This is a genomic window from Pseudomonas sp. NPDC007930 (assembly GCF_042958985.1).
Classification (GTDB): Bacteria; Pseudomonadota; Gammaproteobacteria; order Pseudomonadales; family Pseudomonadaceae; genus Aquipseudomonas.
On record NZ_JBIBKC010000001.1, the window covers coordinates 807,763 to 833,081 of the forward strand.

Sequence of the window (25,319 nt, forward strand, 5' to 3'; positions counted from 1 at the left end):
CATCGCCAGTCATCCCCGGCGGGTTTATGAGCTCGGCCAGCAACGCGCGGCGATCCCGCGCGCCTTGCGGGCCACATCCATGCCAGGCGGCTATCTGCCCGCCCCGCACCGGCCAAGAAAGCTCGACTCTCTTAAAACCTGATTAGCCGTCCGGAGTGCTTCATGCCCGACTATCGCTCGAAAACATCCACCCATGGCCGCAACATGGCCGGCGCCCGTGCCCTGTGGCGCGCCACCGGCATGAAAGACGACGACTTCAAGAAGCCGATCATCGCCATCGCCAACTCCTTCACCCAGTTCGTGCCCGGCCACGTGCACCTCAAAGACCTCGGCCAACTGGTGGCCCGCGAGATCGAGCGGGCCGGTGGCGTGGCGAAGGAATTCAACACCATCGCCGTGGACGACGGCATCGCCATGGGCCACGACGGCATGCTGTACTCGCTGCCCAGCCGCGAAATCATCGCCGACTCGGTCGAGTACATGGTCAACGCCCACTGCGCCGACGCCATCGTCTGCATCTCGAACTGCGACAAGATCACCCCCGGCATGCTGATGGCCGCCCTGCGCTTGAACATCCCGGTGGTGTTCGTGTCGGGCGGGCCGATGGAAGCGGGCAAAACCAAGCTGGCCAGCCACGGCCTGGACCTGGTAGACGCCATGGTGATCGCGGCGGACTCCACCGCCTCGGACGAAAAAGTCGCCGAATACGAGCGCAGCGCCTGCCCTACCTGTGGCTCGTGCTCGGGCATGTTCACCGCCAACTCGATGAACTGCCTGACCGAAGCCCTCGGCCTGGCCCTGCCGGGCAACGGCTCGGTACTGGCCACCCACGCCGACCGCGAGAAGCTGTTCCTGCAGGCCGGCCGCACCGCGGTCGAGCTGTGCAAACGCTACTACCACGACAACGACACCTCGGTGCTGCCGCGCAACATCGCCAACTTCAAGGCGTTCGAAAACGCCATGACGATGGACATCGCCATGGGCGGCTCGACCAACACCATCCTGCACCTGCTGGCCGCGGCCCAGGAAGGCGAGATCCCGTTCGACCTGCGCGACATCGACCGCCTCAGCCGGCTGGTGCCGCAACTGTGCAAAGTGGCGCCGAACACGCCCAAGTACCACATGGAGGATGTGCACCGCGCCGGTGGCATCTTCGGCATCCTCGGCGAGCTGGCCCGTGGCGGCCTGCTGCACACCGACGTGCCCACCGTGCACGCGCCGACCATGGCCGACGGCATCGCCCAATGGGACGTGAAGCTCAGCAAAGACCCAAGCGTGCATGAGTTCTACCGCGCCGGCCCCGCCGGCATCCCGACCCAGACCGCCTTCAGCCAGGCCACCCGCTATGACAGCCTGGACGACGACCGCGCCGAAGGCTGCATCCGCGCCGTCGAGCACGCCTACTCCAAAGAGGGCGGCCTGGCCGTGCTCTACGGCAACATCGCGCTGGACGGCTGCGTGGTGAAAACCGCCGGCGTGGATGAGTCCATCCACGTGTTCGAGGGCACCGCCAAGGTGTTCGAAAGCCAGGACGGCGCGGTACGCGGCATCCTCGCCGACGAAGTGAAAGCCGGTGACGTGGTGATCATTCGCTACGAGGGCCCGAAAGGCGGCCCGGGCATGCAAGAGATGCTCTACCCCACCTCGTACCTGAAGTCCAAAGGCCTGGGCAAAGCCTGCGCACTGCTGACCGACGGGCGTTTCTCCGGGGGCACTTCGGGCCTGTCGATCGGCCACGCCTCGCCGGAAGCGGCAGCCGGTGGTGCCATCGGCCTGGTGCGCGATGGCGACAAGATCCTCATCGACATCCCTAACCGCGGCATCAACCTGCTGGTCGATGACGCCGAGCTGGCCGCCCGCCGCGCCGACCAGGACGCCAAAGGCTGGAAGCCCGCCGAGCCACGCGCCCGCCGCGTGACCACGGCGCTCAAGGCCTACGCCCTGCTGGCCACCAGTGCCGACAAGGGCGCGGTGCGCGACAAGGCGCTGCTCGACGGCTAAGGGTTGCCCTCAGGGCCCATCACCCGGCACAGCCAGCCTCCCACGGGGGCCAGCTGTGCCAGGGCCTGTTACTGAATCTCCTCAGGCTTGACGATCACCCAGTGCTTGTCGGCCGTGACCGCCAGGCCCTCGGCCTTCTGCGCTTCGGCGTTCTTCTTGATCATCGCGTTCAGTTGGTCCATGTACTTGGCCTTGCGGTTCACCCACAGGTGGATGCCGCCCTTGGCCGTGTCGACGCTGTGGAACAGCATGTAGCCATCACTGCTGGGCGTATCGCCCCCCACCAGCACTGGTTTTTTCCACTGGTCGATGTAGGTGAGGATCGCCGCCTGCTTGCCCGCCATCCAGGTGGCTGGGGTCCACAGGTACGGGGTGAGCAGCAGGCCCATGTTGGCCGCGGGGTCATAGTGGCCGGCGGTGATCTGCTTGCGGGCGGTGGTCAGTTCGCCGGTGCTGGGGTTCTTCAGCAGGGTGGTCACGCCGATCACGTTCTGCGGTTTGACGTTGTAGCCGTATTTCGGGTCCGCGGCGACCATCCGCACCAGTTCTTCGGAGGCGGCGGTGATCACGTACACCTCGATACCGTTTTCCATCAGCTTGTTGTACAGCTCAGCCTGGCCGGTGAACACCTTCGGCGGCTGCACCTCGATCGGGGTGACCTTGTCGCCGTCGTAGTAGGTGCTGCTGATCGGCTTGCCCGAGGCCATCAGCTCGTCTACATAGCCCTTGAGCTGCTGCAGGGTGAAGCCGGAAAACACCTGCGCCACCCAGGGGTAGCAGACCATGTCATCGATCTCGCACAGCCGGTAGTAGTAGCTGAACAAGCTCTCTTTATGCTCGGCGGTGTCTTTGAAGGGGATCAGCTTGAGCGACGGGTCGAGGCTGTCGCGGGTGATCACGCCTTTGTTTTCCAGGTAGGGCAGCAACGACTCTTCGAGGTCGTAGCGGTAGCTGGTGTTGTCCATGTCGAACACCGCGTAATTGCCCTTGTGGGCGTTGGCGGCAATCATCGCGTCGAGCTGCTTGGCCGCCTCGGCAGGCCAGTGCTTGAGCTCAGTGGCGGCATGGGCGGTGCCGGCCAGGGCCAGGCATACGGCGGCAACGAACGGCTTGAAGGTGAATGGCATCGGTGGCGCTCCCCAGAATGGTCTGAGGAAGCTAGCAGAGGCAGATGAAGCTTCCGCGCTGAACGCGACGCATTGTTACGTTCGCGCGGCAAAAGCGTTCTGTCAGCGACGCTCCCACACTTCGAAGTGGTAGGCCGGCTTGCCGTCCTGGGCCAGGTTGGGCTCGTCGGAGACCTTATGCCAGACCGCGCGGTCGAACGCCGGGAACCAGGCATCGCCCTCAGGCGCGAGCTCTACGCGGGTCAGGTACAAGCGGTCGGCGTGGGGCAGGCCCAGCGCATACAACTGCGCGCCGCCGATCAGCATCACCTCGCCCACGCCCTGCTCCAGGGCCCAGGCCTGGGCGCGGGCAAAGGCCGCTTCGAACGAGGGGTACACCTCGGCGCCCAGCAGCGCCAACCCTGGCTGGCGGCTGACCACCAGGTTAAGCCGCCCCGGCAGGGGGCGGCCGAGCGAATCCCAGGTTTTGCGCCCCATGATGATCGGCTTGCCGAGGGTAGTGGCCTTGAAATACTTGAAATCGCCCGGCAGGTGCCAGGGCATGGCGTTGTCCACGCCAATCACGCCGTTCTCGCCATGGGCGGCGATCAGGCTCAGGGTCAGTGTTTTGTTCATAGCCGCGGAGCATAACAGAGCCCCACCCACTCAGGTTATGCTGGGCCGTACACAAACGATGGATTGCCGTGTGACTGCACTGGACCGACTCTGGCTGACCGAAGCCATCCACTGGCGTGAAACCCACGCCGGCCCCCTTGAAGACAGCGAAGCGGTGCGCCTGGCCCGCCGCGAAGGCAGCACCCTGGCACAACGCATCGAAGCCCGCGCGCTGTGGCTGGCCGAGCGCGATGGCCTGCCCCAGGCCCTGGGCCATTGGCGCCAGGGCGCGCGGCTGGCGCTGGCGGTGTTGTTGCTGTGCGCCGTGCTCAGCGGCGCCAGCATGGCGGCCGCGGCCTTGGGCGATGGCGGCCGCCCGGTCAACGTGTTCTGGGCCGTGGCCAGCCTGCTCGGGATCAACCTGCTGGCGTTGCTGGCCTGGTGCGCCAGCGGCCTGTTGCGCGGCCATGGCGCCGCGCTGGGCCGGCTGTGGTTGTGGCTGAGCAGCCGCCTGGCCCGCGACAGCCGCGCCTTGCCGCTGGCCCCGGCGTACTGGGCGCTGCTGCAGCGCCGCCGCCTCGGCCGCTGGCGGCTGGGCAGCGCGGCCCATGGCCTGTGGCTGCTGAGCGCGCTGAGCGCCCTGGCCACCCTGGTGCTGATGCTCGCCACCCGCCGTTACGAATTCGTTTGGGAAACCACCCTGCTCGGCAGCGCCAGCTTCGTGCAACTGACCCACGCCCTCGGCGCGCTGCCGGCCTGGCTGGGCTTCAGTGTGCCGGACAGCGAAGCGATTCGCGCCAGCGGCGATGCCGCCCTGGCCAGCGCGCGGCAACCCTGGGCCACTTGGCTGCTGGGGGTGCTGCTGTGTTACGGCGTGCTGCCACGGGCCGTGCTGGGCCTGCTGTGCTGGGCGCTGTGGCGCCGCGGCCGCCGCCAGTTGCTCACGGCCCCGGATTACCCCATCAGCGAAGCCCTGCGCGAGCGGCTGATGCCCAGCGCCGAGCGCCTCGGCGTGCATGACGCCCCCGGGCCATTGCCCGCCACCGCCGAGTTGCGCCCTGCCGTGCACACCGGCAGCGACGCGGTGGTCGTCGCCATCGAACTGAGCGCCGAGCAGCCTTGGCCACCCGCGTTGCCCGCCGGGGTGCACAACGCCGGCATCCTTGACGATCGCGCTTCGCGCCAGCGGGTGCTCGAGCAACTCAGCGCCCACCCGCCCGGGCGCCTGCTGGTGGCCTGCGATCCGCTGCGCTCGCCCGACCGCGGCACCCTCGCGCTGCTCGGCGAGCTGAGCCGCTGCGCGGGCGCCACGCAGGTCTGGCTGCTGCCAAGCGAGCCCCTCGACCTGCCTCGCCTCGAGGCCTGGCACAGCGCCCTGGGCCAAGCCGGCTTTACCCACAGCGCGGCCCTGCCCAGCGCCTGGCTAGGGAGCACGCCATGAGCCAGCCGGTCACCCTCGCCGTGGTCGGCCACACCAACGTGGGCAAAACCTCGCTGCTGCGCACGCTCACCCGTGATGTGGGCTTCGGCGAGGTGTCGCACCGCCCGAGTACCACCCGGCACGTGGAAGGTGCGCGGCTGTCGGTGGTTGGCCAGGCGTTGGTCGAGCTGTATGACACCCCCGGGCTGGAAGACGCCATGGCCCTGCTGGCGCACTTCGACCAGTTGGATGCACCCGGCGAGCGCCTCGACGGGCCAGCGCGGGTGCAGCGCTTTTTGACCAGCGCCGAAGCCCGCCAGCGCTTCGAGCAGGAAGCCAAGGTGCTGCGGCAACTGCTGGCGTGCGATGCCGGGCTGTACGTGATCGATGCCCGCGAGCCGGTGCTGGCCAAGTACCGCGACGAACTGGAAGTGCTCGCGGCCTGCGGCAAGCCGTTGCTGCCGGTGCTCAACTTCGTCGCCGCCCACGAGCACCGTGAACCGCAGTGGCGCGAGGCCTTGGCCCGGCTGGGGCTGCACGCGCTGGTGCGCTTCGACAGCGTGGCGCCGCCGCGGGATGGCGAGCAGCGCCTGTACCAGAGCCTGGCGCTGCTGCTCGAGCCCGCGCGCGGGTTGCTCGAGCGCCTGGTCGAAGACCACCAGCAACAAGCCCAACGGCGCCTGGCCCAAGCACAGCTGCTGGTGGCGCAGCTGCTGGTCGACTGCGCCGCCTGCCGCCGCGGAGTGCCGCGCGAGCAGCACGGCGAGGCCGTAGAGGCCCTGCGCAAGGCCGTACGCGAGCGTGAGCAGCACTGTGTGGAGGCGCTGTTGGCGCTGTATGGCTTTCGCCGGGCCGACGCCGCCGCCAGCGACCTGCCGCTGCTCGACGGGCGCTGGGGCGACGACCTGTTCAACCCGGAAACCCTGCGCCAACTGGGCGTGAAGCTGGGCGGTGGCCTGGCCGCCGGCGCGGCGGCCGGCGCCGGGATCGACTTGATGGTCGGCGGGCTGACCCTGGGCCTTGCCACCCTCGCTGGCGCGCTGGCCGGTGGCGCGCTGCAAACCGCCCGAGGTTACGGCGCGCGCCTGCTCGGCAAGTTCAAGGGCGAGCGCGAGCTGACCGTAGACGACGCCGTGCTGCGCTTGCTGGCGCTGCGGCAAACCCAGCTGGTCAAAGCCCTGCAGGCGCGTGGCCATGCGGCGCTGGCGGCAATCACCGTGCACAGCCCGGACGGCGAGCGCTGGCGCCAGGGCAAGCTACCGGCGGAACTGGCCCGCGCCCGGGCTCACCCGGCCTGGTCCACCCTCAACCGTGGCGCCCGGCCAGGCGACGACGAACGCCAACGGGCGGTGGCCGCGCTCAGCACGCAGTTGGGCCTGGAGGCCGATTAAGCGCGCAACAGCCGCAGGCCGTTGAGCACCACCAGCAGGCTCACGCCCATGTCGGCGAACACCGCCATCCACAGGGTGGCCATGCCGGCCAGGGTAACGCCAAGGAACAGCACCTTGATCACCAGCGCCAGGGCGATGTTCTGCACCAGCACCGCGCGGGTGCGCCTCGACAGCCGGATAAACGCCGGGATCTTGCGCAAGTCGTCGTCCATCAGGGCGACGTCTGCGGTTTCGATCGCCGAGTCGGTGCCGGCCGCGCCCATGGCGAACCCCAGATCAGCCCGGGCCAGGGCCGGCGCGTCGTTGATGCCATCGCCGACCATGCCTACCGGCAGGCCCTGCTCGACCAAGGCCTGCACCGCGGCGAGCTTGTCGTCGGGGAGCAAGTCGCCACGGGCCTCATCGATGCCCACTTCATGGGCGATGGCGCGCGCGGTGTGGGCGTTGTCGCCGGTCAGCATCAGGGTTTTGATCCCCAGCGCGTGCAGCTCGTTGATGGCCTGCCGGCTGCTGGCGCGCAGGGTGTCGGCCACCGCGAACAGCGCCAGCACGCCGTTGGCCGCGCACAGCAACACCGCTGTTTTGCCTTGGCGCTCGAAGGCTTCCAACTGGGCCTCCAACGCCGGGTTGCAGAGGCCCAGTTCATGGACCATGCGGTGGTTGCCCAAACGATAGGGTTGCCCGTCAACCTCACCCATTACCCCGCGCCCAGGCAGCGCCTCGAAGCCGCTCACCTCCAGTAGCACTTGGCCCTCGGCCGCTTGGGCGATCGCCCGCGACACCGGGTGGTCGGAGCGCTGCGCCAGGCTCGCCGCCAGTTGGCGCAGGCGTTCAGGGGCCAGCGCCTGGCTGAGCGGCAGCCAGTCGGTCTGGCGCGGCCGGCCTTCGGTCAGGGTGCCGGTTTTATCCAGGGCCAGCACCTTCAGCCGATGGCCGTTTTCCAGGAACACCCCGCCCTTGATCAAAATCCCGCGCCGCGCCGCCGCGGCCAAGCCGCTGACGATCGACACCGGCGTGGAAATCACCAGCGCGCAGGGGCAGGCCACCACCAGCAACACCAGCGCGCGGTACACCCAGTCGAGCCAGGCACCGCCCAGCAGCAACGGCGGCAGCACCGCGGCGGCGAGCGCCAGCACGAACACCAGCGGGGTGTACACGCGCGAGAACGCATCGACAAAGCGCTGGGTCGGTGCCCGCGCGCCCTGGGCCTGCTCCACCGCGTGGATGATCCGCGCCAGGGTCGAGTCACTGGCTGGCGCAGTCACCCGGTACTCCAGGCTGCCGGCCTGGTTGATGGTGCCAGCGAACAGCTTCGCCCCTGGGCCCTTGTCCACCGGTAGGCTTTCGCCGGTGATCGGCGCTTGGTCCACGCTGCTTTGCCCGCGGGTGACCTCGCCGTCCAACGCCACCCGCTCGCCCGGGCGCACCCGCACCACGGCACCGACCGTGATCAGCTTCGCATCGACTTCAAGCCATTGGCCATCGGCCTGCTGCACGGTGGCTTGCGCGGGCGCCAATTGCATCAAGCTACCAATGGCATTGCGCGCGCGCTCCAGCGAGCGGGCCTCGATCAGCTCGGCCACGGTGAACAGGAACATCACCATTGCCGCCTCGGGAAATTGCCCGATCAGCACCGCGCCGGTCACGGCGATGCTCATCAACGCATTGATGTTCAGGTTGAGGTTTTTCAGGGCGATCCAGCCCTTGCGGTAGGTGCCCGTGCCGCACGCAAGGATCGACACCAAGGCCAGCACACCCGGCACCCAAGCCGGGGCCAGCGCCCCCAGGTGCACCGCCTCGGCGGCCAGCGCGGCCACACCGGCGATGCCCAGCGACCACCAGGGCGTGCGCACCGCGGCCACCTCGCTGGCGGCACCGGCTTCCAGCGGCTGGGCGAGCATACCCAGCTCGCTGATCGCCTGCTGGATCGGCTCGGGGCCAGGCAAGGAATGGCGCACGCCCAGGGTTCGGCTGACCAGGTTGAACTCCAACTGGTGCACCCCAGCCATCTTGCCCAGGCGGCCCTGGATCAGGGTTTGCTCGGTGGGGCAGTCCATGGCGTCGATGCGAAAGCGGCTCAATTGCCCCTCGCCCGCCGCCTGTACGTTCAACGTGATGGTTTCCGCCGCGGCCTGGCCATGGGCGTGGCCGTGGGCGTGCGCGCAGCAGTGCCCGGCGCCGTGGGCATGGGCGTTGGGCGCGCCGGCCGGGGCCAGCTTGGCGCTGCCAGGGCGGGGCGTGAAGGTGGGTTGGCTCATGCTCAGGGCTCCAGCGAGCGGGTATCTGTTGCCAAGTACACACCCTGTAGCCACTATAGGGTCAAGCACCTTGAGGGCACCGCGATGAAAATCGGCGAACTGGCCAAGGCCACCGACTGCCAGGTTGAAACCATCCGCTATTACGAACGCGAGCAGCTATTGCCGGCACCGGCGCGCAGCGACGGCAATTACCGCCAATACACCCAGGCCCACGTGGAGCGGCTGACGTTCATCCGCAACTGCCGGGTGCTCGACATGACCCTCGACGAAATCCGCAGCCTGCTCGACCTGCGCGACAGCCGCATAGATCCCTGCGAACAGGTCAATGCCCTGGTGGATGAGCACATCGACCACGTGCGGGCGCGCATCGACGGGTTGCGGGCGCTGGAGGTGCAACTGGTAGAGCTGCGCCAGCGCTGCGAAGGGCCGAGCGCAAGCGAGCAGTGTTCGATCTTGCAGCGGCTGGAGGAGAACGGCGCGGTGGTGGCGCCGGATGTGGAGCATTCACATGTGGGGCGGGCGCACGGGCATTAGGGGAGCCAATAGAGGATAAAACGCTGCGCATACATGGGAGTTCCACAGATAGGCACCGACCAGCTCCACATCACTGCAGGTAGAAAAAACCTTGCTGTAACTGGCGATTCTATTGGTGCTGATGAGCTGATCGATCAACCTTGGCCGGTACTGGACGGTGTGCGGCATGCAGGCTTCCTTCTGGGCAAGGCGCTGTCATAGCGAGGTTGACAGCAGTGCCAACCGCTCGTAGATTGGCCCTCAGGTTGGCACTAAGCTCCAATGAGCGAAAGCTTACGACTCCTTGCAAAGACCGCGTAACACCCACCCCGGCCTCGAGCCGGGGTTTTTATTTATAGGATGTTTCCACAACGGCTCTGCCGTGCCAGCGCTCAGGCCGCCAGGCCAAGCGTACCTACTGCCTCACACCGCCATGGGCGCCGTCATCGGCGCATGGTGCTCATACCCTTCCAGGCGGAAGTCCCCCGGCTCTACCTGGGCCAGCCACTCCGGCTGGTACACGCCGGTTTTGGCGAACTCGGGCACGCGCTCGTCGATCACCAGCTTCGGTGCCGCCAGCGGCTCGCGGCGCAGTTGCTCGTTGAGCATGTCGAGGTGGTTTTCGTACACGTGCGCGTCGCCGATGAAGTAGGTGAACCAGCGCGGGGTGTAGCCGCTCAGGCGGGCGAACAGCGACAGCAGCGCGGCGCCTTCGGCGAGGTTGAACGGGGTGCCCAGGCCCAGGTCATTCGAGCGAATGTAGAGGGTGAGCGACAACTCGCGGGTTTGCGCGTTGGGGTGGAACTGGTACAGCAGGTGGCACGGCGGCAGGGCCATTTCATCGAGCTGGGCGCAGTTCCAGCCGTGGAACAGGATGCGCCGGCTGCCGGGGTCGTTGACGATGGTGTCGAGGCACTGGCGCACCTGGTCGATGGCCTTGTACAGCACCACGAAACGCTGGCCGTTTTCCTCGCCCTCGGCAATGGGGGCGAAGCCCTGGGCCTGGCTGAAGGCAATAGCGGCCTGGTCGCTCAGGGCGATGCGCTTGTAGGCTGGCCACTGGCGCCATTGCACGCCATAGATTTCGCCGAGGTCGTCAGTGCCCTGGCGAAACGGGTTGTTCAACCACTGGGCATTCTCGTTGGCGTTCTGGTCCCACACCTTGCAGCCCAGCGCGCGGAAATCGGCGGCGTTGTTCACCCCGCGCAGAAAGCCGCACATCTCGCCCACGGCGGCCTTGAAGGCCAGCTTGCGGGTGGTGATGGCCGGGAAGCCCTCGCGCAGGTCGAAGCGCAGCATCGCCCCGGGGAAGCTGATGGTGTCGATGCCGGTGCGGTTGCTTTGCCGGGCGCCATGCTGGATGACGTGGGAAACGAGCTCGAGGTATTGCTTCATGGTTTGTCCACAAGGGCGGGGCAAGCCCCGCCGTTAAACGTTTATTGCGCGTTGGCCACGCTGCCCTGGCGGCGATACGCCAGCCACAGCAGCAACAGGCCGGCGACGATCATTGGCACGCACAGCACCTGGCCCATGGTCAGCCAGCCAAACGCCAGGTAGCCGAGCTGGGCATCGGGCATGCGCACGAACTCGACCGCGAAGCGGAAGATCCCGTAGAACAGCGCGAACATGCCAGACACCGCCATGGTCGGCCGCGGCTTGCGCGTGAATAGCCACAGGATAACGAACAACGCCACGCCCTCGAGGGCGAATTGATACAACTGCGACGGGTGGCGCGGCAGTTGCTCCGGGTCGCTGAACGGCGGGAACACCATGGCCCAGGGTACGTCGGTGGGCTTGCCCCACAGCTCGGCGTTGATGAAGTTGCCCAGCCGGCCAGCGCCCAGGCCGATCGGTACGAACGGGGCGATGAAGTCCATCAGTTCGAAGAACGACTTGTTGTTGCGCTTGCCGAACCACCAGGCCGCGAGCATCACGCCTATGAAGCCGCCATGGAACGACATGCCGCCCTTCCACACCTCGAAGATCAGCGTGGGCTGGGCGATGTAGGCGGGCAGGTCGTAGAACAGCACATAGCCCAGGCGGCCGCCGACGATCACGCCCATGGCGCACCAGAACACCAGGTCGGAGAGTTTCTCGCGGCTCCAGGTGGGGTCGAAGCGCGCCAGGCGCTTGCCGGCCAGCAGCCAGGCGCTGCCGATGCCGATCAGGTACATCAGGCCGTACCAGTGGATTTTCAGGGGCCCGATCGCCACGGCGACTGGGTCTATCTGCGGGTAAGGCAGCATTGCGAATCCTCAAGATCAGGGTGCCAAAAGCCGAGCACTATGCGGTGTGCGGGGCGCGTGCACCAGCCGGGCAAGGATGAAACTTTGTCCATCGAGCCGCGCATATTACCTCATGCCACCGGCCGCGGGCGCATGACTGTGTTTCACAATGGCATACTCAGGTACCCCCCCGACCTCGAGCGAGCTATGTGCCTGATCGTTTTTGCCTGGCGCCCCGGCCACCCGCTGCCGCTGGTGCTGGCGGGCAACCGTGATGAATTCCACGCCCGCCCTACCGCGGCCCTCGGGCCCTGGCCCGACGCCCCGGGGGTGTATGCCGGGCGCGACCTTGAGGCCGGCGGTACCTGGATGGGCATCGGCCCAGGCGGGCGGTTCGCCGCCGTGACCAACATCCGCGCGCCCGGGGCCCGGCACGGCAGCCTCTCCCGTGGGGCCTTGCCGGCCGGTTACCTGGCCGGCGCGCTCAGCCTGCGGGCATACGCGGAGCAGGTGTACGCCGAGCGCGCGCGCTACTCCGGCTTCAACCTGCTGTTGAGCGACGGCGAAAGCCTCTGCCACCTGGCCAGCGAGCAGCCGCCGCGCTGGCTGCCGGCCGGTGTGTATGGGTTGAGCAACGCCGGCCTGGATACGCCTTGGCCCAAGCTGGTAAAGGCCCGCGGCGCCCTGGCCGAGGCGCTGCCGGAGGCGCTCAGCGAGCGCCTGTTCAGCCTGTTGCAAGACCACCAGGTGCCCGCCGACGCCGACCTGCCCGACACCGGCGTGGGCCTGGAGACCGAGCGCCGGCTGAGTACGGCGTTCATCCGTGGCGCGAACTACGGCACCCGCGCCAGCACGCTGCTGTATCTCTACGGCAGTGGCGAGCGGGAAGTGATCGAACGCAGCTTCGGCCCCCAGGGCGTGCCCATGGGGGAGGTGAGGATCACAGCGTTTTCGGCGCCTGCGGGTTGATCATGCGGCCCAGGCCCTGGTTTTTCAGGGCCAATTGCAGGGTGCTGTGGATCACCTGCGGGTTGTCCATTTTCATCAGCTGGGCCAGCAGTTCGCGCGAGGTGGCATGGCTGACCTGGCGCAACATCCACTTCACCTTGGGCAGGTTGGTGGCGTTCATCGAGAGGCTGTCGAAGCCCATGGCCATCAGCAGCACCGCGGCGGCCGGGTCGCCGGCCATCTCACCGCAGATGCTCACCGGCTTGCCCTCGGCGTGAGCTTCGTTGACCACGTGCTGCAGCGCTTGCAGCACGGCGGGGTGCAGGTAGTCGTACAGGTCGGCCACCCGCGGGTTGTTGCGGTCCACGGCGAGCAGGTACTGGGTGAGGTCGTTGGAGCCCACCGAGAGGAAGTCGACCTGCCGCGACAGCTCGCGGGTCAGGTACACCGCCGCCGGGATCTCGACCATCACCCCCACCGGCGGCATCGGCACGTCGGTGCCTTCGTCGCGCACCTCGCCCCAGGCGCGGTGGATCAGGTGCATCGCCTCTTCCACCTCGTGGGTGCCGGAAATCATCGGCAACAGAATGCGCAGGTTGTTCAGGCCTTCGCTGGCCTTGAGCATGGCCCGGCACTGCACCAGGAAGATTTCCGGGTGGTCGAGGGTCACGCGGATGCCGCGCCAGCCGAGGAACGGGTTTTCTTCGTTGATCGGGAAATACGACAGTGATTTGTCGCCGCCGATGTCGAGGCTGCGCATGGTCACCGGCAGCGGGTGGAACGCGGTGAGCTGCTCGCGGTAGATCGCCAGCTGTTCCTTTTCGCTGGGGAAGCGCTGGTTGATCATGAACGGCACTTCGGTGCGGTACAGGCCCACGCCCTCGGCGCCGCGCTGTTGGGCGCGGGCCACGTCGGCGAGCAGGCCGGTGTTGACCCACAGCGGGATACGGTGGCCGTCGGTGGTCACGCAGGGCAGCTCGCGCAGCGCGTCCAGGCCCTTGGCCAGTTCGCGCTCGTCGGCCACCACCGCCGAGTACTGCTTGCGCAGGATCTCGCTCGGGTTGGTGAACACCTCGCCGTGGTAGCCGTCGACGATCAGCTCGATGCCATCGACCTTCGAATACGGCAGGTCGACCAGGCCCATGACCGTCGGGATACCCATCGCCCGCGCCAGGATGGCCACATGGGAGTTGCCCGAGCCCATCACCGACACCAGCCCCACCAGCTTGCCTTCCGGCACTTCGCCGAGCATGGCCGGGGTCAGCTCTTCGCTGACCAGAATGGTGTTGTCGGGGTAAACCAGCGCCTGCTGGCGGGCCTGCTGCAAGTAGGCGAGCAGGCGCCGGCCGAGGTCTTTGACGTCGGAGGCGCGTTCGCGCAGGTAGGCGTCGTCCATCAATTCGAAACGGTTGACGTGCTCGGTGACCACCTGGCGCAGCGCGCCCTGGGCCCACTGGCCGGTCTTGATGATCTGGGTGACCTCACTGCCCAGCGAGGCATCGTCGAGCATCATCAGGTACACGTCGAACAGCGCGCGTTCTTCAGGGCGCAGTTGAGTGGCGAGCTTGGCCGACAACGTGCGCATGTCGTTGCGCACGCCTTCCAGCGCGCTTTGGAACAGCGCCAGCTCCGAGTCGATGTCGGAAACGGGTTTGTCTGGCACGACGTCGAGGTCGGCCGGCGGCAACACCACCACCGCCTGGCCCACGGCAGCGCCTGGCGAGCCGGCGACGCCGACGAACTTGGCTTCCTGGATCTTCACCTTGCCGGCGCGGTCGAGCCCGCGGATCGAACCGGTGGCCTCGGCGTGGGCAATCACCCCCGCCAACTGCGCGCTCATGGTCACCAGGAAGGCTTCTTCGCCTTCGTCGAACTGGCGGCGTTCCTTTTGCTGCACCACCAGCACCCCGACCACGCGGCGGTGGTGGATGATCGGCGCGCCGAGGAACGAGGCAAAGCGTTCTTCGCCGGTTTCGGCGAAGTAGCGATAACGCGGGTGGGCGGCGGCGTCTTCGAGGTTCAGCGGCTCTTCACGGGTGCCGACCAGGCCGACCAGGCCTTCGTTCGGGGCCATGCTGACGCGGCCGATCGAGCGCTTGTTCAAGCCTTCGGTGGCCATCAGCACGAAGCGGTTGGCCTCGGGGTCGAGCAGGTACACCGAGCACACCTGGCTGCCCATGGCTTCTTTCACGCGCAAGACAATGATGCCCAACGCCGACTTGAGATCCTTGGCGGAGTTAACTTCCTGGACGATCTTGCGCAACGTATTGAGCATGCTCGGGGTCGAACTCCGTCGTCAGTCGCGCGCCAGCAGGCGCGGGGCTAGCTCTTTGAGGGCACGGCGGTACACCTCGCGCTTGAATGTGACTACCTGCCCCAACGGGTACCAGTAGCTGACCCACCGCCAGCCGTCGAACTCCGGTTTGCCGGTCAGGTCCATCCGTACGCGTTGCTCGTTGGAGACTAAGCGTAGCAGGAACCATTTCTGTTTTTGCCCGATGCACAGCGGCTGGCTATGGGTGCGCACCAGCCGCTGGGGCAGCCGATAACGCAGCCAGCCACGGGTGCAGGCGAGAATCTGTACGTCTTGGCGCTCGAGCCCGACTTCTTCGTTCAGCTCCCGGTACAGGGCCTGTTCCGGGCTTTCGTCGGGGTTGATGCCGCCTTGGGGGAACTGCCAGGCATCCTGATTGATGCGTCGAGCCCATAGCACCTGGCCAGCATCATTGGTCAGGATGATGCCAACATTGGGACGGAAACCATCGGGGTCGATCACGGCAGCAACCTCGCAAACGCATGTTCGGGCATTGTTCCATAAAGCCCGGCAAAGCGGCAACGAGCGGCCTACCTTATATGAATGTTTCCTGGAAGCCCCGAGTATTGCCGGCCGGCATGACAGTTGTGCAACGCCTTATGACGGAAACGCACGGCTCAGGCTGGCTTGGCCAGCATCAGCACCATCAATACCAGCAGGATCACCACCGCCAGCCCAGCCACGGCCATCACCCAGCGGCCCTGGGTGCTCAACACGGCGGCATTGGCCGGCGCGCTGGCGCGCAGGCGGCGCACCTTCAGCAGTAGCGCCAGCCAGGCCAACGCGCCGACGATATACAACACCGAGCCGGCCAGCAGCCACGCCTGGCTCAAGGGCCAGCCAACGCTGTGCACCAGCCACCAACCACTGATCGGAAAGCTCGCCAGCGCCACTGCCATCACCGCCCAGGCCACCCACCACGGGCGGTCCAGGGTGCTGGCGAACAGCCGGTGGTCGCCCGCGCGCCAACTGGCCTGGGCGCGCCACAGCACCGCGGCAACACTGCCGAGCAACAGTGCGGTGGCCAGCCAGTGCAGGGTTTTGAGGGTGGTCAGGGTGTCCATCGCAGCTCCTGTGGCTCAACCCAGAAAGAGTTGGTACGCCGGGTTATCGGTTTCGTCCCAGAAGGGATAGCCAACATCGGCCAGCGCCGCCAGCACCTGTTCACGTTCCTGCGGCGCCACCTGCAGCCCCGCGACCACGCGGCCGTCGGCAGCGCCGTGGTTGCGGTAGTGGAACATCGAGATGTTCCAGCGCCCGCCCAGCTTGTTGAGGAAGTTGAACAGCGCGCCGGGGCGCTCCGGAAACTCGAAGCGCAGCACCATCTCGTCGCTGACCTTCACCGCATGGCCACCGACCATGTGGCGGATGTGCAGCTTGGCCAGTTCGTTGTCGGTCAGGTCTTGCACCGGGAAGCCCTGGCTGCGCAGGCTGGCCACCAGCGCGCTGCGCGGGTCGTTCTCAGGGTGGGTTTGCACCCCGACGAAGATGTGCGCTTCACGGCCACTGTGGTAACGGTAGTTGAACTCGGTGATCTGCCGCTTACCCACCGCTTCGCAGAAGGCCTTGAAGCTGCCCGGCTGCTCGGGAATGGTCACCGCGATGATCGCCTCGCGGCCCTCGCCCAGCTCGGCGCGCTCGGCCACGTGGCGCAAGCGGTCGAAGTTGACGTTGGCGCCGGAGTCGATCGCCACCAGCGTTTGCCCGCCGACCCCACGAGACTCGACGTACTTCTTGATGCCGGCCACGCCCAGGGCGCCGGCCGGCTCGGTGATCGAGCGGGTATCGTCGTAGATGTCCTTGATCGCCGCGCAGATTTCATCGGTGCTGACGGTGATCACCTCATCCACGTGGTGCTTGCAGATGTCGAAGGTGTGCTGGCCGATCTGCGCCACGGCCACACCGTCGGCGAACAACCCCACTTGCGGCAGCACCACTCGCTCGCCGGCGGCCAACGCGGCCTGCAGGCAGTTGGAGTCGTCGGGCTCAACGCCGATCACTTTCACCTCGGGGCGCAGGTACTTCACATAGGCGGCAATGCCGGCGATCAGCCCACCGCCGCCGACAGGCACGAAGATCGCGTCGAGCGAGCCCTGGTGCTGGCGGAGGATTTCCATCGCCACGGTGCCCTGGCCGGCGATGGTGTCCGGGTCGTCGTAGGGGTGGATGTACACAAAGCCTTTTTCATCGACCAGGCGCAGCGAAAACGCCAGCGCTTCAGGGAAGCTGTCGCCATGCAGCACCACCTTGCCGCCCCGCGAGCGCACGCCTTCGACTTTGATCTCAGGGGTGGTCTTGGGCATCACGATGGTGGCCTTGACGCCCATTTCCCGCGCGGCCAGGGCCAGCCCCTGGGCGTGGTTGCCCGCCGAAGCGGTGACCACGCCACGCGCGCGCTCCTCGGGGCTCAGCTGCGCCAGCTTGTTGTAGGCACCGCGCACCTTGAAGGAAAACACCGGCTGCAGGTCTTCACGCTTGAGCAGAATGCGGTTGCCCAAACGTTTGCTCAGCTGCCCGGCGAGCTGCAGGGGCGTTTCCACGGCGACGTCGTACACGCGCGAGGTGAGAATCTTCTTTACGTACTGTTCGAGCATCGGAACACGCTACGGCTGGCGGGAAAGGGGCAAAAGGATACCAGCCGGGGCCGAAGCTTGCAGCGCCGCGGGCTGGTATAATGCGCGCCCTTTTCTCCCCGTGACGCTTTCGGAGCGCCCGTACATGACGCAAGACCAACTCAAACAGGCCGTCGCGCAGGCTGCCGTGGACTTCATCCTGCCCAAACTCAACGACAAGAGCATCGTCGGCGTGGGCACTGGGTCTACCGCCAACTGCTTCATCGATGCCCTGGCCCAGCACAAGGGCGCCTTCGACGGCGCCGTGGCCAGCTCCGAAGCCACCGCCGCGCGCCTGAAGGGCCATGGCATCCCGGTGTATGAGCTGAACACGGTCAGCGACCTGGAGTTCTACGTAGACGGCGCCGACGAAACCGACGCGCGGCTGAACCTGATCAAGGGCGGCGGCGCCGCGCTGACCCGCGAGAAGATCGTCGCCGCAGTAGCCGGTACGTTCATCTGCATCGCCGACGGCAGCAAGCTGGTGCCGGTGCTGGGCGCCTTCCCGCTGCCGGTGGAAGTGATCCCCATGGCCCGCAGCCACGTGGCGCGCCAGTTGGTGAAGCTGGGCGGCGACCCGGTCTACCGCGAAGGCGTGGTGACCGACAACGGCAACATCATCCTCGATGTACACAACCTGCACATCACCGACCCGGTGGCGCTGGAGCGTGACATCAACGCTATCGTCGGCGTGGTCACCAATGGCCTGTTCGCCGCGCGCCCCGCCGACTTGCTGCTGCTGGGCACGGCCGAAGGCGTCAAGGCGCTGAAGGCTTCTTGAACACGTAGAACAGGTTGGGCTCGCTGACCATGTACAGCGTACCCTGTTCGTCCATGGCCATGCCCTCGCCCTGAGGCATGGCCTGCTCGAGGCCGGCCGAGCCCTGGCGCAGCGACAGGCTGCCGACCACATGGCCGTCCGGGTTCAACTCGAGCACCCTGGACGACTCGTCCGACAGCGCCAGCAAATGCCCACTGGCCTCATCGAACTGCAGGCTAGACAGGTCGCGCACGAACAGCCGGGCATCGCGCTCCGGGTTCTCGGCAATGTGAATACCTTCTGGGCGCGGCGCGGCAAACCCATCGACCTCGTAGATACGCATCGGGTCGCGCTCTTTGGCGACATACAGCCGTTGCGCGCGGCTGTCGTAGGCCAAGCCCTCGAAGCCTTTATTGCCGTTGCGGCCCAGCGCCACGCTCAACTGCTGCCCGGCCTGGGCATCCAGCTCGGTGGCGGCCTCGCCCAGCACCACGCGGACCAGGCGTTGCTCACGCTCATCACTGATCACGAATACGCCGGGGCTGATGTACTCGACCGCCTCCGGGTCGCCAAAGCCTCGCAACGCGACCCGCCGCAGTACTTCACCGTTCAGTGATAGCTCGATCAGCTCTGGGTTTTTGTTGGTCACGGTAAACAGGGTATGGCGATGGCGGTCGTAGGTGAGTGCCGAAACATCGGCCGGCAGGCCGGCGATGGGCAGGCGTTGCACAACGGCACGATACTGCCCCAGTTCGAGGCCGCCGACGGCAGGGGCCAGCCAATGGCTGAGTTCGAACCAGGCCTGCTGCAACAACCGATGGCGGTGGGCGACGGTGGCCAACAGCCCACAAGCCACCAGCAGCAAACCGATGAAGAGAAAACGCCGAACGCGCGCGAACGCCATGACCAAGCACCTGCCCTGAAAAACAGCGAATCTAATCATGAAATGCGGGCTGATAGCACGATGCCAGGCTATTTAGGAGCTTTCTCAAAGCGGTAGAAAAGGTTCGGCTCGCTGACCATGTACAGCGTGCCCTGCTCGTCCATGGCCACCCCTTCGGCGCGGGGGATGGTCTCGCCCAGGCCATTGAAGTGCCCCAGCAACGCCATATAGCTCAACGGTTGCAGGTCGTCGCCCAGCTCCAGCAGCAGGTGCGAATCGGCCGACAGCAGCAGCGTGTGGCCGGTGCGCGGGTCTACCGCCATCGCCGAGAGGTTGCGCAGGTCGAGGTCGCTCTCCAGCGGCTGCGGCTGGCCCAGCAGCGTGGTGCCGTCGCTGGCCCAGCTCGAGAGCTTGGCCGGGCGCTCCTGGCCGAACTGCACCCGGTGCTGGCGGCGGTCCCAGGCCACCGCCTCGGTGCCTTTGTTCTTCTGCTCGGCCGGGCCCAGGTCGAACTGCGGGAAGTCGGCGATGTTCAGCTCGGTAACGCCCTCCGGCGCGGTGACGAGGGTCAGCTTCTGGCTGCGTTCGTCGGTGATCGCGATATGGCCATCTTCAAGCACCGCGACGCCCTCGGGGTTCGACCAGCCGTTAAGGGCGATTTTGCGCAGCACGCTGCCGTCCAGGCCCAACTGCACCAGAAACGGGTTTTTGCCCATCACGCTGTACAGGGTTTTGCTGTGGGGGTCGTAGGCTAGGTCAGAGGCTTCGTCGTCGGCCAGGCCTTCCAGCGGCTTGGCGTCGATCACCACGTGGTAGGCCGGCAGCCAGGCGGCCTTGGCCTGCTCGGCCGGGCTTTGCAGCAGCTCCCGCGCCGACCAGCGCAGGCGGTCGTCCCAGTGCAGCACGGCCGCGACGATGTACAGCACCAGCAACACCAGTAGCCCCGCCAGGGGCCAACGGCGGCGATGCAGGTAGGAGGTAGAACGAGGCATGGGGCGGGTCCGGATTCAAGCGCGCGGTGAGCGCGCCATTATCCGCAGCCGATGTGAAAAAAACGCCAAAGCGCGCGGGGCTTAGCCCAGCACGCGGGTGTCGGCGCTGACCGCGCCCGGCAGCTCGATCACCAGTTCGTCGCCCACGTTCAGCGGGCCAACGCCGGCGGGGGTACCGGTGAGGATCACGTCGCCGGCCTGCAGCGAGAAGCAAGCGGCCATGTACTGGATCATCGGCACGATTGGGTTGAGCATCAGCTCGCTGCTGCCATCCTGGCGCACTTCGCCATTGAGGGTGAGCTTGACCGGGATCGCCGCCAGGTCCGGGAAGGTGCTGGCCGGCACGAACGGGGCCAGCACGCAGGCGCCGTCGAACGCCTTGGCCAATTCCCACGGCAGGCCTTTTTCCTTCAGGCGCGATTGCACGTCGCGCAGGGTCAGGTCCAGTGCGGGGGCGAAGCCGGAGATGGCGTCGATCACTTCTTCTTCACTGGGGCGCGGCGACAGCGGCTTGCCCAGCAGCACGGCGATTTCGGTTTCGTAATGCACCGAGCCGCGGTCGGTCGGGATGCTGAAGCCGCCCTCGGCCGGTACCACGCAACTGCCCGGTTTGATGAACAGCAGCGGCTCGGTGGGAACCGGGTTGTTCAGCTCCTTGGCGTGCTCGGCGTAATTGCGGCCGATGCACACCACCTTGCCCACGGGAAAGTGAACCCGGGTGCCGTCGGCATACTGATGCTGGTAACTCATGCGCCACTCCTGTTTGAAGGTTAACCCTGGGGCCCATTCTACAGCGCTTCACGCGTTCTGCTCATAGTCTGCGTGAGCAGGCTTCACGTCGCTAAATGGCCGATGAGTGTCGCAGCTATGCTAGCATACGCCCCCGCCAAACTTGCCTCAGAGCCTTTGGCGGCCTCCTCGTTTCTACTGCCATTTTCTCTCCGGAGCACAGGTTAAAGCAGATGAGCAAGACTTCTCTCGACAAGAGCAAGATCAAGTTCCTTCTTCTCGAAGGGGTTCACCAAAACGCCGTGGACACCCTCAAGGCGGCCGGTTACTCCAACATCGAGTATTTGACCGGCTCCCTGCCCGACGCAGAATTGAAGGAAAAGATCGCCGATGCCCACTTCCTCGGCATCCGCTCGCGCACCCAGTTGACCGCCGAAGTCTTCGACTGCGCCCAAAAACTGATCGCCGTGGGCTGCTTCTGCATCGGCACCAACCAGGTCGACCTGAACGCCGCCCGTGAGCGCGGTATCGCCGTGTTCAACGCCCCCTACTCCAACACCCGTTCGGTGGCCGAGCTGGTGCTGGGCGAGGCGATCCTGCTGCTGCGCGGCATCCCCGAGAAAAGCGCCTCCTGCCACCGTGGCGGCTGGATCAAAAGCGCGGCCAACTCGTACGAGATCCGCGGCAAGAAGCTCGGCATCGTCGGCTATGGCTCGATCGGCACGCAGTTGTCGGTACTGGCCGAAAGCCTGGGCATGCAGGTGTACTTCTACGACCCGCTGACCAAGCTGCCACTGGGCAACGCCACCCAGGTGCCGTCGCTCAAGGAGCTGCTGGGCCTGGCCGACATCGTCTCGCTGCACGTACCTGAGCTGCCATCCACCCAGTGGATGATCGGCGAAGAAGAAATCCGCTCGATGAAAAAGGGCAGCATCCTGATCAACGCCGCCCGCGGCACCGTGGTGCGCCTGGAAGCCCTGGCCGACGCGATCAAGGACAAGCACCTGATCGGCGCCGCCATCGACGTGTTCCCAGTCGAACCACGCTCGAACGCCGACGTGTTCGAAAGCCCGCTGCGCGGCCTGGACAACGTGATCCTCACCCCGCACATCGGTGGTTCCACCGCCGAAGCACAGGCCAACATCGGCCTGGAAGTGGCTGAGAAGCTGGTCAAGTACAGCGACAACGGCACCTCGGTGTCGTCGGTCAACTTCCCGGAAGTCGCCCTGCCAGCGCACCCGGGCAAGCACCGCCTGCTGCACATCCACGAAAACATCCCGGGCGTGCTCAGCGAGATCAACAAGGTCTTCGCCGAGAACGGCATCAACATTTCCGGCCAGTTCCTGCAGACCAACGAGTCGGTGGGTTACGTGGTGATCGACGTCGACGCCGAGTACTCCGACCTGGCCTTGGCCAAGTTGCAGCACATCAACGGGACGATTCGGTGCCGGGTGCTGTTTTAAGCCTTGCGGTAGGCTCAAGCTGCAAGCTGCAAGCTGTAAGTTCTGGCTTGCAGCTTGCCGCTCAATCCTCCCCCAATATCGCCAGCCACGCCTCATCCAGCTGGTTTTCGTTGAACACCCGCACGCCTTCCTGGCGCAACAGCGCCGCCGTCACGCCCTCCCCCGCTACACGGGTACCGCTGAAGGTGCCGTCGTAGGCCTGCTCGTTGCCGCATGACGGGCTGTTGGCCTTGAGCACCGCCACGCGAATGCCATGCTGCCTGACCAGCGCCAAGGCTTGCTGGGCGCCCGCCATGAAGGGCGCGGTAACGTCCTCGCCGTCGCGGGCGATCACCTGGGCCTGGCCGGTGAGCACGCGCGCGCCCTGGCCGCCTGGGATTTCCGCGGGCGGCCGCGGCGTGGGCAGGCCGCCGGCGACTTCCGGGCACAGCGCAACCACCCGGCCCTCGGCCTGCCACTGCGCCAGCACGGCATAGGGGCCGCTGGCGCCGCCGTCATAGCGCACCTTGTGGCCGAGCAGGCAGCGGCTGACCAGCACCTTGGCCATCTCAGAAGGGCTCATTGCCGCGGCGGCGGAACCAGCCGGTCAATGACAGGCGCTCGCGGCGGGCGGGCAATACTTCATGGGGCATGTCGCTGGAGATGAACACCACCAGGCTGCCGCCCTCGGGCGGCACATCGTGCGCAGCCCCCTGCTCGCCCAGGTAAAGGCGCAACTGGCCGCCGTCCTCGGCTTGCCAGGCCTCGTTGAGGTACAGCACCACCGACACGGTGCGCCGGTCGTCGTCACGGAAGCGGTCGAGGTGGCGCTTGTAGAACGCCCCGGCCGGGTACAGGGCGAAGTGGCACTCGAAGTCCTCCAGGCCCAGGTACAGGGCACGGTTCAGTGCCTCGCGCAGTTCATCCATCAGTGCCAGGTAGGCATCGCAGCAGTCGGCCTGGCCGGGTTCGATCCACTGGGTGAGGTCGCCGCGGATGCCCTCACGCACCTCCTGGCCGCCGCCCCGGCCGACCGCCGCCGGCGCCAGCTGGCCGGCCTGGGCACGCCGGCGGCACTCTTGCGCCAGCGCGGCGGTCAGAGCCGAGGGCAGGAACAGGCCTTGGCGAGACCAACCGTGCTCGGCCAGTTCGTCGACAATGCGCGGCAACAGGGGGGAATCAGTGGTGTTTGGCATGGCGCGAATAGTACCCAGCCACCGGCCAAACCAACAGCGCCTTTTGGCTGCAAATACCGGGCGAGCGCGTTCGTCTCTCGACAAAGGCCGCCCGCCCCACGGACAATAGCGCCCTGCCGACAGGAGTCCTTCATGCGTCGCTTCCTTCTACTGCTGCTGATCTGCTGCTCGATGCCGGCCTGGGCAGACCTTCACGATCAGCTGTACAAGGCCGCGGGCTGGCCCGACCAGCGCGCGCACTTCAGCGATGCCCTCAAGGCCGCCCAGCAGCGCTACCAGAACAGCCTGCCGCCCGCGGTGTTCCAGGCGCTGGTGAACAACAGCAACCAGCGCTTCGCCCCCCAAGCCATGGACCAACGCGCCGAGGCGCGGCTGCGCCAGGGCCTGGCCGACCCACAACCGGCGTTGGCGTTCTTCCAGTCGCCGCTGGGGCACAAAGTGGTGGCCGCCGAGCTGCTGGCCACCCGCCCAGACCAACTCGCCCAGCACGCCAGCGGCATCCCGCATATGCAGGTGGCCGACACCCGCCAGTTGCTGATCGGCCACCTCTCCCGCGCCCTGCCCGCCCGCGAGGCCGGCGCGGAGGTCACCCTGGCGATCGCCGGGGTGGCCGCCGACAGCCTCAGCTCGATGATCCCCGGCCTGCTTGGCGGCGGCTCGACCCAGGGCCTGCTCGACAACCAACGCGCGCGGTTGATGCAACAAATCGGCAACGACCTGGATAACACCCTGCTGTACGTGTACCGCGACCTGTCGGACCCAGAGCTCGAAGAGTTCGTGAGCTTTGCCGAATCGCCTCAGGGGCAGGCCTATTACCAGGCAGCCCTGGCGGCGGTGAAGGCGGGGCTGGCGGTGGGGCAGGCGAATCCTGGGTAGGGGTTGAAGGCCTTTCGCCCGGCGCAGCCGGGCGATGGGCCTAGAGATGCTTCGCCAAAAACCCCAAATACTCCGCCCGCAACCCCGGCAGCTCGTTGGCCAGGTGATGCCGCGCCTGCGGCAGGCGCAGTAACCGCGGCGCGGCGAATTTGCCTTCCAGCACCCTTAGGTTGTGCTGCCAATCGACCGTCATGTCTTGCTCGCCCTGCACGATCAGTGGGCTCAGCCCCGAGCGCGGGGCGGCTTCGATGTGGCGCACCCATTTGACCAGGGCGCCGACCCACGCCGTGGGCAGCCGCAGCGGTTGCAGCGGGTCGGCTTGCAGGAAAGGTAAAAAGGTTGGGTCGTTGCTGTTTTCGCTGAAACGCCGGGCGATGCCTTTCACGAACGGCCGCAGGGCGTGATAGCTGAGCTGCGACCAGCCCCAGGCACGCGGCCGCACCAGGGGGGCGAGCAGCATGGCCTGGCCGTCCAATGGGCTGCCCGGGTGGTGCAACAGGTGGTCGATGGCGATGGCGCCGCCGGTGCTTTGCCCCAGTACGTGCCAAGGGTGCGGCAGGCCCAGCCGGCGGGCTTCGCCGAACAGCCCCTGCAGCGTGGCCTGGTACTCGTCGAAATCACCGATGCTCGCCCGCGCCCCGGCCGAGAGCCCGTGGCCCGGCAGGTCGCAGGCGATCACCGCCAGGCCCTGGCCCAGCGCCCACTGAAACACATGCCGATACAGCCCCATGTGGTCATAAAAGCCATGCAGCACGAACAGCGTGCCGCGTGGGCTGGGCGGCAACCAGCATTGCGTGGCCAGGGCCAGGCCGGCCGCCTCGAACACGCCCAAGCCACAGGTGAAGGGCACGCCGCTGTGGGGCAATTGCAGCCCATAGAAGCGCTGGTACGCCTGGGCCTGGCGCGACAGCGGCTGGGCCGGGTCGAGCCGCGGCAGGCTGGCACGCAGGGCGTCGGCGTTGAATTCGGCTGGCATGAAAAGGCCCGTGTGACAGAACTGGCCTTGATGTTCTGTCACACGGGCCGCGCTGGCAAGCC

General features: G+C 66.7%; 23 protein-coding genes. 8 read left to right on the top strand and 15 right to left on the bottom strand.

What is annotated here, in order from left to right:
- Positions 1-162: 162 nt before the first annotated feature.
- On the top strand, positions 163-2,001 hold the full coding sequence (gene ilvD / locus ACFZCE_RS03690) for a dihydroxy-acid dehydratase (RefSeq protein WP_390936166.1): 1,839 nt from the start codon (positions 163-165) through the stop codon (positions 1,999-2,001).
- Between the two features lie 68 nt (positions 2,002-2,069).
- Here the strand turns inward: ilvD and ACFZCE_RS03695 are convergent, their stop codons facing one another.
- Together ACFZCE_RS03695 and ACFZCE_RS03700 are read right to left on the bottom strand one after the other, a co-directional pair.
- Positions 2,070-3,128: a haloacid dehalogenase-like hydrolase gene (locus ACFZCE_RS03695; protein ID WP_390936169.1), complete on the bottom strand. Its 1,059-nt coding sequence runs from the start codon at positions 3,126-3,128 to the stop codon at positions 2,070-2,072.
- A 102-nt stretch (positions 3,129-3,230) separates the two neighbouring features.
- Positions 3,231-3,743, bottom strand: a complete 513-nt coding sequence (locus ACFZCE_RS03700; protein ID WP_390936171.1) for a dihydrofolate reductase — start codon at positions 3,741-3,743, stop codon at positions 3,231-3,233.
- 58 nt (positions 3,744-3,801) lie between these two features.
- Between ACFZCE_RS03700 and ACFZCE_RS03705 the strand changes: the two genes are divergently transcribed.
- Both ACFZCE_RS03705 and ACFZCE_RS03710 read left to right on the top strand, forming a co-directional pair.
- On the top strand, positions 3,802-5,163 hold the full coding sequence (locus ACFZCE_RS03705) for a DUF2868 domain-containing protein (protein ID WP_390936172.1): 1,362 nt from the start codon (positions 3,802-3,804) through the stop codon (positions 5,161-5,163).
- Positions 5,160-6,533: a DUF3482 domain-containing protein gene (locus ACFZCE_RS03710; RefSeq protein ID WP_390936174.1), complete on the top strand. Its 1,374-nt coding sequence runs from the start codon at positions 5,160-5,162 to the stop codon at positions 6,531-6,533. The genes ACFZCE_RS03705 and ACFZCE_RS03710 overlap by 4 nt, the downstream gene beginning before the upstream one ends.
- Here the strand turns inward: ACFZCE_RS03710 and ACFZCE_RS03715 are convergent.
- The gene (locus tag ACFZCE_RS03715) at positions 6,530-8,791 is read right to left on the bottom strand and encodes a heavy metal translocating P-type ATPase (RefSeq protein WP_390936176.1); all 2,262 of its coding nucleotides are present in this window, start codon (positions 8,789-8,791) and stop codon (positions 6,530-6,532) included. The genes ACFZCE_RS03710 and ACFZCE_RS03715 overlap by 4 nt on opposite strands.
- A gap of 84 nt (positions 8,792-8,875) precedes the next feature.
- On the opposite strand from ACFZCE_RS03715, the gene cadR reads away from it, so the two are divergent.
- A complete protein-coding gene (gene cadR, locus ACFZCE_RS03720; protein ID WP_390936178.1) occupies positions 8,876-9,325 on the top strand; it encodes a Cd(II)/Pb(II)-responsive transcriptional regulator in 450 nt (149 codons plus the stop codon).
- 402 nt (positions 9,326-9,727) lie between these two features.
- Here cadR and ACFZCE_RS03725 read toward each other — a convergent pair whose 3' ends face one another.
- The gene (locus ACFZCE_RS03725; RefSeq protein WP_390936180.1) at positions 9,728-10,699 is read right to left on the bottom strand and encodes a thymidylate synthase; all 972 of its coding nucleotides are present in this window, start codon (positions 10,697-10,699) and stop codon (positions 9,728-9,730) included.
- Positions 10,700-10,740: 41 nt separating this feature from the next.
- Positions 10,741-11,550, bottom strand: a complete 810-nt coding sequence (gene lgt / locus ACFZCE_RS03730) for a prolipoprotein diacylglyceryl transferase (RefSeq protein WP_390936182.1) — start codon at positions 11,548-11,550, stop codon at positions 10,741-10,743.
- A gap of 186 nt (positions 11,551-11,736) precedes the next feature.
- Here lgt and ACFZCE_RS03735 point away from each other — a divergent pair, with 186 nt between their 5' ends.
- Complete coding sequence (locus ACFZCE_RS03735; protein ID WP_390936183.1) at positions 11,737-12,498, top strand: NRDE family protein; 762 nt, start codon at positions 11,737-11,739, stop codon at positions 12,496-12,498.
- Here the strand turns inward: ACFZCE_RS03735 and ptsP are convergent.
- From ptsP to ilvA, 4 genes are all read right to left on the bottom strand, one after another.
- The gene (gene ptsP, locus ACFZCE_RS03740) at positions 12,470-14,752 is read right to left on the bottom strand and encodes a phosphoenolpyruvate--protein phosphotransferase (RefSeq protein ID WP_390936185.1); all 2,283 of its coding nucleotides are present in this window, start codon (positions 14,750-14,752) and stop codon (positions 12,470-12,472) included. The two genes, ACFZCE_RS03735 and ptsP, sit on opposite strands and share 29 nt — an antisense overlap.
- 21 nt (positions 14,753-14,773) lie before the next feature.
- Complete coding sequence (locus tag ACFZCE_RS03745; RefSeq protein WP_390936187.1) at positions 14,774-15,253, bottom strand: RNA pyrophosphohydrolase; 480 nt, start codon at positions 15,251-15,253, stop codon at positions 14,774-14,776.
- A gap of 155 nt (positions 15,254-15,408) precedes the next feature.
- Complete coding sequence (locus ACFZCE_RS03750; protein ID WP_390936189.1) at positions 15,409-15,855, bottom strand: DUF2269 family protein; 447 nt, start codon at positions 15,853-15,855, stop codon at positions 15,409-15,411.
- A 15-nt stretch (positions 15,856-15,870) separates the two neighbouring features.
- Positions 15,871-17,385 carry a threonine ammonia-lyase, biosynthetic gene (ilvA, locus tag ACFZCE_RS03755; protein WP_390936191.1) on the bottom strand — a complete coding sequence of 505 codons (1,515 nt, stop codon included), beginning with the start codon at positions 17,383-17,385 and terminating at the stop codon, positions 15,871-15,873.
- A gap of 124 nt (positions 17,386-17,509) precedes the next feature.
- Here ilvA and rpiA point away from each other — a divergent pair, with 124 nt between their 5' ends.
- Positions 17,510-18,184, top strand: a complete 675-nt coding sequence (rpiA, locus tag ACFZCE_RS03760; protein WP_390936193.1) for a ribose-5-phosphate isomerase RpiA — start codon at positions 17,510-17,512, stop codon at positions 18,182-18,184.
- Here rpiA and ACFZCE_RS03765 read toward each other — a convergent pair.
- From ACFZCE_RS03765 to ACFZCE_RS03775, 3 genes are all read right to left on the bottom strand, one after another.
- Positions 18,162-19,067, bottom strand: coding sequence for an SdiA-regulated domain-containing protein (locus ACFZCE_RS03765; RefSeq protein ID WP_390936194.1), 906 nt, complete (start codon positions 19,065-19,067; stop codon positions 18,162-18,164). The two genes, rpiA and ACFZCE_RS03765, sit on opposite strands and share 23 nt — an antisense overlap.
- Positions 19,068-19,135: 68 nt before the next feature.
- On the bottom strand, positions 19,136-20,038 hold the full coding sequence (locus ACFZCE_RS03770) for an SdiA-regulated domain-containing protein (RefSeq protein ID WP_390936196.1): 903 nt from the start codon (positions 20,036-20,038) through the stop codon (positions 19,136-19,138).
- Between the two features lie 81 nt (positions 20,039-20,119).
- Complete coding sequence (locus tag ACFZCE_RS03775; protein ID WP_390936198.1) at positions 20,120-20,788, bottom strand: fumarylacetoacetate hydrolase family protein; 669 nt, start codon at positions 20,786-20,788, stop codon at positions 20,120-20,122.
- Positions 20,789-21,000: 212 nt separating this feature from the next.
- On the opposite strand from ACFZCE_RS03775, the gene serA reads away from it, so the two are divergent.
- Positions 21,001-22,230 (top strand): phosphoglycerate dehydrogenase, encoded by a 1,230-nt coding sequence (gene serA / locus ACFZCE_RS03780; protein WP_390936200.1) that lies wholly within the window; start codon positions 21,001-21,003, stop codon positions 22,228-22,230.
- A gap of 61 nt (positions 22,231-22,291) precedes the next feature.
- On the opposite strand, the gene ACFZCE_RS03785 is transcribed toward serA, so the two are convergent.
- Both ACFZCE_RS03785 and ACFZCE_RS03790 read right to left on the bottom strand, forming a co-directional pair.
- Complete coding sequence (locus ACFZCE_RS03785; protein WP_390936202.1) at positions 22,292-22,777, bottom strand: 2-thiouracil desulfurase family protein; 486 nt, start codon at positions 22,775-22,777, stop codon at positions 22,292-22,294.
- Between the two features lies 1 nt (position 22,778).
- Positions 22,779-23,405 (bottom strand): 2OG-Fe(II) oxygenase, encoded by a 627-nt coding sequence (locus ACFZCE_RS03790; protein ID WP_390936203.1) that lies wholly within the window; start codon positions 23,403-23,405, stop codon positions 22,779-22,781.
- Positions 23,406-23,537: 132 nt separating this feature from the next.
- Here ACFZCE_RS03790 and ACFZCE_RS03795 point away from each other — a divergent pair, with 132 nt between their 5' ends.
- The gene (locus ACFZCE_RS03795; RefSeq protein ID WP_390936205.1) at positions 23,538-24,281 is read left to right on the top strand and encodes a hypothetical protein; all 744 of its coding nucleotides are present in this window, start codon (positions 23,538-23,540) and stop codon (positions 24,279-24,281) included.
- A 40-nt stretch (positions 24,282-24,321) separates the two neighbouring features.
- Here ACFZCE_RS03795 and ACFZCE_RS03800 read toward each other — a convergent pair whose 3' ends face one another.
- A complete protein-coding gene (locus ACFZCE_RS03800; protein ID WP_390936207.1) occupies positions 24,322-25,257 on the bottom strand; it encodes an alpha/beta fold hydrolase in 936 nt (311 codons plus the stop codon).
- Positions 25,258-25,319: the final 62 nt, after the last annotated feature.

What these genes read in the sequence shown, in the direction of transcription:
- ilvD (WP_390936166.1), top strand. Translation starts at nt 163, where the DNA reads ATGCCCGACTATCGCTCGAAAACATCCACCCATGGCCGCAACATGGCC.
- ACFZCE_RS03695 (WP_390936169.1), bottom strand. Translation starts at nt 3,128, where the DNA reads ATGCCATTCACCTTCAAGCCGTTCGTTGCCGCCGTATGCCTGGCCCTG.
- ACFZCE_RS03700 (WP_390936171.1), bottom strand. Translation starts at nt 3,743, where the DNA reads ATGAACAAAACACTGACCCTGAGCCTGATCGCCGCCCATGGCGAGAAC.
- ACFZCE_RS03705 (WP_390936172.1), top strand. Translation starts at nt 3,802, where the DNA reads ATGGATTGCCGTGTGACTGCACTGGACCGACTCTGGCTGACCGAAGCC.
- ACFZCE_RS03710 (WP_390936174.1), top strand. Translation starts at nt 5,160, where the DNA reads ATGAGCCAGCCGGTCACCCTCGCCGTGGTCGGCCACACCAACGTGGGC.
- ACFZCE_RS03715 (WP_390936176.1), bottom strand. Translation starts at nt 8,791, where the DNA reads ATGAGCCAACCCACCTTCACGCCCCGCCCTGGCAGCGCCAAGCTGGCC.
- cadR (WP_390936178.1), top strand. Translation starts at nt 8,876, where the DNA reads ATGAAAATCGGCGAACTGGCCAAGGCCACCGACTGCCAGGTTGAAACC.
- ACFZCE_RS03725 (WP_390936180.1), bottom strand. Translation starts at nt 10,699, where the DNA reads ATGAAGCAATACCTCGAGCTCGTTTCCCACGTCATCCAGCATGGCGCC.
- lgt (WP_390936182.1), bottom strand. Translation starts at nt 11,550, where the DNA reads ATGCTGCCTTACCCGCAGATAGACCCAGTCGCCGTGGCGATCGGGCCC.
- ACFZCE_RS03735 (WP_390936183.1), top strand. Translation starts at nt 11,737, where the DNA reads ATGTGCCTGATCGTTTTTGCCTGGCGCCCCGGCCACCCGCTGCCGCTG.
- ptsP (WP_390936185.1), bottom strand. Translation starts at nt 14,752, where the DNA reads ATGCTCAATACGTTGCGCAAGATCGTCCAGGAAGTTAACTCCGCCAAG.
- ACFZCE_RS03750 (WP_390936189.1), bottom strand. Translation starts at nt 15,855, where the DNA reads ATGGACACCCTGACCACCCTCAAAACCCTGCACTGGCTGGCCACCGCA.
- ilvA (WP_390936191.1), bottom strand. Translation starts at nt 17,385, where the DNA reads ATGCTCGAACAGTACGTAAAGAAGATTCTCACCTCGCGCGTGTACGAC.
- rpiA (WP_390936193.1), top strand. Translation starts at nt 17,510, where the DNA reads ATGACGCAAGACCAACTCAAACAGGCCGTCGCGCAGGCTGCCGTGGAC.
- ACFZCE_RS03765 (WP_390936194.1), bottom strand. Translation starts at nt 19,067, where the DNA reads ATGGCGTTCGCGCGCGTTCGGCGTTTTCTCTTCATCGGTTTGCTGCTG.
- ACFZCE_RS03770 (WP_390936196.1), bottom strand. Translation starts at nt 20,038, where the DNA reads ATGCCTCGTTCTACCTCCTACCTGCATCGCCGCCGTTGGCCCCTGGCG.
- ACFZCE_RS03775 (WP_390936198.1), bottom strand. Translation starts at nt 20,788, where the DNA reads ATGAGTTACCAGCATCAGTATGCCGACGGCACCCGGGTTCACTTTCCC.
- serA (WP_390936200.1), top strand. Translation starts at nt 21,001, where the DNA reads ATGAGCAAGACTTCTCTCGACAAGAGCAAGATCAAGTTCCTTCTTCTC.
- ACFZCE_RS03785 (WP_390936202.1), bottom strand. Translation starts at nt 22,777, where the DNA reads ATGGCCAAGGTGCTGGTCAGCCGCTGCCTGCTCGGCCACAAGGTGCGC.
- ACFZCE_RS03790 (WP_390936203.1), bottom strand. Translation starts at nt 23,405, where the DNA reads ATGCCAAACACCACTGATTCCCCCCTGTTGCCGCGCATTGTCGACGAA.
- ACFZCE_RS03795 (WP_390936205.1), top strand. Translation starts at nt 23,538, where the DNA reads ATGCGTCGCTTCCTTCTACTGCTGCTGATCTGCTGCTCGATGCCGGCC.
- ACFZCE_RS03800 (WP_390936207.1), bottom strand. Translation starts at nt 25,257, where the DNA reads ATGCCAGCCGAATTCAACGCCGACGCCCTGCGTGCCAGCCTGCCGCGG.